5 protein-coding genes and 2 pseudogenes are annotated in these 6,757 nt (G+C 67.7%); 3 read left to right on the plus strand and 4 right to left on the minus strand.

Going from position 1 to position 6,757, the window contains the following annotated elements; all coding sequences use genetic code 11:
- Positions 1-450, minus strand: a complete 450-nt coding sequence (locus EAH89_RS08570) for a cupin domain-containing protein (protein ID WP_140882385.1) — start codon at positions 448-450, stop codon at positions 1-3.
- 108 nt (positions 451-558) lie between these two features.
- On the opposite strand from EAH89_RS08570, the gene EAH89_RS08575 reads away from it, so the two are divergent.
- Positions 559-1,038, plus strand: a complete 480-nt coding sequence (locus tag EAH89_RS08575) for a DoxX family protein (RefSeq protein WP_140882386.1) — start codon at positions 559-561, stop codon at positions 1,036-1,038.
- Here EAH89_RS08575 and EAH89_RS08580 read toward each other — a convergent pair.
- The 3 genes from EAH89_RS08580 to EAH89_RS08590 all read right to left on the minus strand — a co-directional run bounded on the left by EAH89_RS08580 (position 990) and on the right by EAH89_RS08590 (position 5,139).
- A complete protein-coding gene (locus EAH89_RS08580; protein WP_140882387.1) occupies positions 990-1,961 on the minus strand; it encodes a VOC family protein in 972 nt (323 codons plus the stop codon). The genes EAH89_RS08575 and EAH89_RS08580 overlap by 49 nt on opposite strands.
- 2 nt (positions 1,962-1,963) lie before the next feature.
- Complete coding sequence (locus EAH89_RS08585; protein WP_140882388.1) at positions 1,964-3,538, minus strand: GMC oxidoreductase; 1,575 nt, start codon at positions 3,536-3,538, stop codon at positions 1,964-1,966.
- Between the two features lie 395 nt (positions 3,539-3,933).
- Positions 3,934-5,139 (minus strand): MFS transporter, encoded by a 1,206-nt coding sequence (locus EAH89_RS08590; RefSeq protein WP_241666915.1) that lies wholly within the window; start codon positions 5,137-5,139, stop codon positions 3,934-3,936.
- A 499-nt stretch (positions 5,140-5,638) separates the two neighbouring features.
- On the opposite strand from EAH89_RS08590, the pseudogene EAH89_RS32495 reads away from it, so the two are divergent.
- Positions 5,639-5,913: pseudogene (locus EAH89_RS32495) on the plus strand (transposase); the annotation flags it as partial.
- A 165-nt stretch (positions 5,914-6,078) separates the two neighbouring features.
- Positions 6,079-6,757, plus strand: a pseudogene (locus tag EAH89_RS31140) (hypothetical protein); the annotation flags it as partial.

Consider the following 6,757-nt stretch of genomic DNA (forward strand, 5'->3'; position numbering starts at 1 on the left):
TCAAGCCTTGTGGCAGGGGCGGAGGACCGGCGGGATGTGGAGCTGGACGGTCATCAGCACCGCCGGCTGGTCGCCCACCGTCCCGGAACGGTGCCCCTTCCGCCCGTCCACGCTGCGGCAGCCCTGGTCCTCGCCGAAGGAGAACTCGCCCGCGCCCTGCTCGACGCGCGTGCCGTCCATGCTCTCGATCCACCAGCGGCCGGAAAGCACCACGATCCATTGGGGGGCGGGGTTCTCGTGCCACTCGCCCACCCAGCCCACCGGCTGCACGGTGACGACGACCGTCGATTCGCAACGCTCGTGGCGGTTGTTCCACTGCGGCGCCGCGTCCCCCACGCCCTTCAGCTCGAACGCGGTCAGCGCGCACTGGCGCTGATGGCTGACACCCTCCGCATCCCGCCAGAGGTGCCAGTAGGGAACAGTGGGGCTAGGGCCCGTTTGGTCCGACATGCCGAACTCCCCCGCGTCTCCCGCGGCATGCCCTAAAACCTTCGGCCGCCACCCTTGTTCCATGCCAGGAGCCTCGGCACGGCTTTCATTCGCGTGAGGAGCTTCAGCATGGCCTCGCTGCTCAACGACTACGCGCCCCTGCTCCTGCGGATCATGCTGGTGGTGCTGTTTCCCTTCAGCGCGCTGGACAAGATCGTGAACTGGCCGTCGGCGATGAAGCAGGCTGGATCGACCGTCCTGGCTCCCCTCATGCTGGTGGCGGCCATCATCGTGGAGATCGTCGCGCCCGCCTGCATCGTGCTCGGCTGGCACGACCGGCTCGCGGCCTTCGTGCTCGCCGGCTTCTGCGTCGTCACGGCCCTGCTCTACCATCCATTCTGGCGCTACCCGGATTTCTGGCGCTTCCAGGAAGGGGAAGGCCTCCAGCACTTCTGGGAGTTCCTGAAGAACTTCGGCCTGGTCGGCGGGCTGGGCCTCGTCGTCCTGGCGCCGCGCACCTTGCCCGCGACGGAGGTGCTTCGGGACCCCCTGGCCTCGACCTACGTCGTCGGTCCCAAGGCCGGTGAGGTCGCCCCCTCCCCGCCCTGATCCACGAGCAGGAGCCGATGGCCGTCCGGGTCGCGAAGCGCGAGGGCCCGGCGACCGCCGCCGAGGGCGGTCCCGTGGGGCAGGCCGCGCACAGCGACGGTCACCCATTCCGTGGCGACGCCATTGGCGGGCAGCCGCGCGGCCCGGCGGCTGGGGGGCCGGTAATCCAGCAGCTCCAAGCCCGGCCCATCGGGATTGTCCGGACGGAGGGAGGAGATCCGCAGGTCGGGATGCTCAAGCCCGTCCAGCCGCTCCTGGGCCGGCCCGCTGTTCCTGGAGCGGCCGACGACGAGGAAACCGAGGCGCCGGTAGAAGGCCAGGCTGCGGGCGGTCGAGCCGGTCACAAGGCCGGTGTGGTCGATGCCCAGGAAGGGGCTCTGGCCCGGGCGATCCTGCCAAACCCCTCGCCCCTGCCCCGGCGGGAAATGGATCAGCTCCAGCGGATGCCCGTCCGGATCGCGGAACTTGAAGGCCGTCACCGACCCGTTCGACGGCGGCAGGCGCTGCAGCCCGCCGGTCGAAATGGCCCGGGCCGCCCGGGAGGAGAGAACCTCGAAGGCCTCCCCCATGTCGCGCACCACGACCGCGAGGTGCTGGAACCACGGGTCGTCGCTCCGCCCCTTCGCGGGGTAGGGCGCCGGCGGCTGGCGGAAGCGCAGGAGCGCGAGCCGCTCCGCGCCGAGCTGCAGGACGACCTCCTCCCCCTCGGCCGCCGCGATGCCGAGGAGCCGCGCGACCCGCGTGTCCGCGGGGCCTCGTCCGACGCGACGGAAGCCAAGGGCGTCGCGGTAGAAGGCCTCGGCGCGGTCGAGATCCGCCACCACGCGGTTGAACCGAAGCACCCGCCGAACGCGGGCAGCGGGACGGGCCCGCCACGCCGCCCTGCCGAGGAGGCCTGCGAGAAGAAGGAGGTCCAGCCGCATGCTCAGGCGCCCAGCCTCTCCTTGATGCGGTCCGCGACGCGGAGGGCGTTGGCAATGATCGTGAGGGTCGGGTTCACCGCGCCGATGGAGGGAAAGAACCCCGCATCGGCCACGTAGAGGTTGTCCAGCTCGTGCGCCTTGCAGTCGAGGTCGAGCACGGAGGTGGCGGGGTCCGTCCCGAAGCGGAGCGTGCCGGCCTGGTGTGCCGTACCGCCGATCGGGATCTTCCTGCCGAGGTAGAGGCCGCGGTCGAACAGCACCGGCAGGGCGCCGATGAACCCCGTCATGTCCTGCAGCTTCGCGCGGAGCCGACGGGCCGCCTCCATGTTGTTCTCGGTCAGGTCCAACACCACCCGGTCGCCGTCGTAGAAGACGCGGTTTTCCGGGCGCGGCAGGTCCTCGCTCTGCAACCAGAAGTCGATGGAGTGCTCCGCCATCTTCTCGAGCGGCCAGTCCGGCATCAGGTGCATGAGGGGCTGCAGCGGCGCCTCTCCCCGGATCTGCTCGCTGTGCGACGTCGCGCACATCTGGATCAGGCCGAGGGGATACTCCCAGTCCGGAGCCCCGAAGTAGTAGTCGCTGATGCCGAGGGTCTTCTGGAACACCGTGCGATTGCTCTCCCGCATCAGCGCCATGACCACGGACATGTTGTGCCGCATGTAGTTGCGCCCGACCTGGTCGGACCCGTTGGCGAGGCCGCGCGGGTGCGCCTCGCTCGCCGATCGAAGCAGAAGCAGCGCGGAGCTGAGGGCGCCGCAGGCCACGACCACGATGTCGGCAGAGTATACCTCCGGGCGGTTGCCTCGCGTCACATGGACGTGCCGGATGCTGCGCCCGCCGGCATCCGTCTCCAGCCGCGTCACGAGGGCGCCGGTCAGCAGGGTGAAGTTCGGGTGGGCGGCGCGCGCCGGGTCGACGCAGATGACCTGCGCGTCGGCCTTGGCGTTGATTGCGCAGGGGAAGCCGTCGAACGCATCGCAACGGATGCAGGGGCTGTAGGTCGTCGCGCTGCCGTCCGGGTTCTGGTCGAGCTTGATGCCGAGCGGTAGATGGAAGGGATGGAGCCCCTGGCCCGTCAGGCGGTCGCTGAGCTCCTGGATGCGAGGCTCGTGAAGGATCGGGGGATAGGCGTAGGGCGAGCTGGACCAGGGCTCGTTGGGATCCTCGCCGCGCAGGCCGTGCACGTGGTAGAGAGCCTCAGCCTCGGTATAGTAGGGCTCGAAGGCGTCGTATCCTAGCGGCCAGGCCGGCGACACACCGTCCTTGTGCTGCATCTCTCCAAAATCCCGCTCCCTCATGCGGATGAGCGTGGAGCCGTAGACCTTGGAGTTCCCGCCGACGAAGTAGTGCAGTCCAGGATGGAACTCGGAGCCATCGGCGCCGTACCAGGTTTCCGTCGCCTGGTAGATCCCGTCGACGAAGACCGCCTTGGAATCCCAGTTTGTGCGCGAGCGTGGGAGGTAGTCCCCGCGCTCGAGCAGGAGGATGCGCTTGCCCGTCGGAGCCAGGCGGTGCGCCAGGGAAGCCCCCCCCGGACCGCTGCCGATAACGATGAGATCGTAATGGCTGTCCGACATGCAATCCTGCCCTCTCGCAGCAGCCCTGTTCAGGCCGCCTCGTCCGACCCCAGCGCTGAAAACTCCTCAAAAGGACTGATGGCGGCGGTTCGGCTCATCAAGATTGCCGCGAGCGCACCGTTGCGAGCGGCAGCCAGGGGCGGGCAGCCGGCCACTGGCCGACTGGTCCGACGCAAATGGCCGCGTGAAGCGCCTCGCCATCCAGGTTGGAACAGAAATCGCACTGACGTCCGCTCGTCCGCCGGGCAGCCTAAGACCCTGTCCTCAGAACCTGAGCCAACGGCAGCACACATGGCCTGCCGTTCCGCCCACGGTGCTTCAAGGCGAGCCGGCCAACCACGTTCCAGCGCATCGATCCTGTCCCGGCTCTTCCGGCGGCTGCGCGGGCCCGCCTCTCATGTCAGTTCCGCGCCTCGCCGCTCGGGAATCAGGAGCCACAGCGCCACGATGTCGAGGACATAGAGCGCCGCGAGCGCGGCGATGGCCGTCTCGAAGCCGTGCACCCCTGCGATGGCCGCGACCACGACGGGCCCGAAGCCGCCCACCGCGCGCCCGACGTTGAAGAGCACGTTCTGCGCCGTCGCCCGCACGGCCGTGGGATAGAGTTCGCTGATGAGCGCGCCGTAGCCGCCCAGCATGCCGTTGACGAAGAAGCCCATGACCGCGCCGCCGATCAGGAGCGCCGTCGCACCGGTAAGCTGCGAGTACAGGACGACCATCACCGCCGCCCCCACCATGTAACCAAGGAAGGTAGGGCGCCGGCCCAGGCGATCCGCGATCTGCCCGAAAGCGTAGATCCCGGCAGCCATTCCAATGATGGTCACCGACGTCCACACCGCTGATTGGGTGAGCCCGTAGCCGAACCGGCTGCTAAGATAGTTCGGCAGCCAGATCATCACCCCGTAGTAGCCGAAGTTCTGGACCGAACAGAGAATGATGAGACCGAGGCTGGTCTTCGTCGTCTCCGTATCCTTCACGAGAAGACGAAGCGGGAAGCTCTCCCGAACCGCCCTGGCGTTGCGCGCGGTGAACAGTTCCGGTTCATGCAGCGTGCTCCGGATGAACCAGGCCGCCAGCGCGGGCAGGATGCCGATGGCGAACATGCCGCGCCAACCAATGACCGGCAGCAGCAACGGTGTCACGATGGCTGCCAGCAACACGCCGGCTTGCCAGCCGAGGCCGACATAGGAGGACGCGCGAGCACGCTTCTCCTTCGGCCAGGCCTCCGCGACCAACGCCATCCCGATGCCGAACTCGCCGCCCAGGCCGAGACCGGCGATGGTGCGATAGGCCAGCAGGTCCCAGTAGCCCTGGGCCAGCGCGCAGAGCCCGGTGAAAACCGCGAAGAGCACGATAGTCCAGGTCAGCACCCGAACCCGCCCCAGACGGTCGGAGAGCATGCCGAAGAGCAGGCCCCCCAGCACTGCGCCAACCAGCGTGCCGGTGACCAGCGACGCCGCCTCGGGCTGGCCGAGCTGCAGGTCGCTCGCGATATTGCGGAGCATAAAGCCCAGGATGAGTAAGTCGAACCCGTCCATCGCATAGCCGACGGCTGAGCCCCAGAGCGCCTTGCGTGCCTCCGGTGTGGCTGGTGCGTCCACGCGCGTTCCCCGTTTCATCGTTCCGTTCGCGGTGCTCCTATCAGGGTGGCTCCCCAGCCCGCAACCACGTCGCGACGGCGGTTGCTCCTCCCACATTATCTCGGCTTCTTGGAGGCCGCTGGAAAGACCTGCCTGCACGTGCTTCTCCACCTCACTTGCTAGCCCGACGCGCGCAAGCTGATACAAGCTTACTTAACCGTGAGATCAAGAAACCTATTTCAATTACTTCGATGTTTCTTGGGCAGCCGAAAATTGGATGGCGATTGAGCTGCAAGCGTGATTACCGCTTGTACCACTTCGAGGCCCGTGTCTGCGGCACAAACGGTCGCCAAGACACGTCACGGCGGCGCGCTGCATGAAGCGCGAGGTGGCCACGCACCGATCAGCACCCGTCTATGGACTTTCTCTCGGACGCGCTGCTCGACGGCATCGGTGACGTGCACGCGTAGAAGCGGCTCGGCGGTTATGTGAACCGGCGGCTATTTTGAGGAGGCTGAGGATGGGTCGGAAGAGGGCGTACACGCCCGAGGAGTTCGTCGCCAAGCTGTGGCAGGTCGAAGTGCTGACGGGCCCGGGCAAGCCGGTAGCAGAGGCAGTGCGGGCAACCGGGAGACTGACCAGACCTACTACCGCTGGCGCGCTGAGTTCGGTGGCCTGAGGCTAGACCAAGTCAGGCGTATGAGGGAGTTGAAGCGGGAGAACGCGCGTTTGCGGAAAGCGATGTTGGACCTGACCTTAGACAAGGTGATCTTGAAAGAGGCGATCTCGGGAAAACACCGAGGCTCGTCAGTTCCGAAGCTGGTAACCCGGCTAAGCCTATCACGGATGCGTGGGGGACTCAGTTCTAGGCTATTTTCTGACCCAACGCCTTCCGCGTGAAACGCCCCGTTAAACATCTTGCACCAATGCTCAGCCCCAGCGCACTACTCGGAGGCTGGCATGGCCGTTGTCATCACATCCCAGCTCAACGCGTTCGGGCGGCTGCTGGCCGCCAGCGGCCAGCCGCTGAACTGGATCGACGGCTCCGGCACCGCCGGGGGTCAGGTCCTTGGGACTGACCGGAACGACTACCTCTACAGCGGCGGCGGCGGCTCCACCCTTTTTGGGGGTGCGGGCGACGACACGTACTTCGTCTGGTGGGATCTGCACGACAAGGTCGTAGAGGCCGCGGGCGCCGGCATCGACACTGTGGTGTCCTACGCTCCGGCCTACCGCCTGCCCAATAATGTCGAGAACATGTCCGTCGAGAAGGACGGCACCGCCGGCACCGGCAACAGCCTCGACAACCTCCTCGTCGGCGGCGACGGCAGCCAGACGCTCGACGGCGGCGCCGGCAACGACGTCCTCACCGGCGGCGCCGGCGCCGACCGCTTCCTCTTCGAGCGCGGCGCCGGGCGCGACGTCGTGACCGACTTCCAGCCGGGCGTCGACAAGATCGTCATCGGCGGCGGCTTCACGGCCTTCACGAGCTTCGCCGCCGTGCAGGCCGCCCTCCGCCAGGACGGCGCGGACGCGGTGCTCGAGCTCGGGAACGGCGACGCCGCCATCCTGCGCGGCGTCAGCGCCGCCGCCCTCACGGCCACGGACTTCCGCCTGCCCGCCGCCTCCCTCACCACCC

The sequence above is a fragment of the Muricoccus nepalensis genome, from assembly GCF_006438825.1.
GTDB lineage: Bacteria > Pseudomonadota > Alphaproteobacteria > Acetobacterales > Acetobacteraceae > Roseomonas > Roseomonas nepalensis.

Excerpts from the sequence above, each read along its gene's own strand:
- EAH89_RS08570 (WP_140882385.1), bottom strand. The coding sequence starts at position 450 with ATGTCGGACCAAACGGGCCCTAGCCCCACTGTTCCCTACTGGCACCTC.
- EAH89_RS08575 (WP_140882386.1), top strand. The coding sequence starts at position 559 with ATGGCCTCGCTGCTCAACGACTACGCGCCCCTGCTCCTGCGGATCATG.
- EAH89_RS08580 (WP_140882387.1), bottom strand. The coding sequence starts at position 1,961 with ATGCGGCTGGACCTCCTTCTTCTCGCAGGCCTCCTCGGCAGGGCGGCG.
- EAH89_RS08585 (WP_140882388.1), bottom strand. The coding sequence starts at position 3,538 with ATGTCGGACAGCCATTACGATCTCATCGTTATCGGCAGCGGTCCGGGG.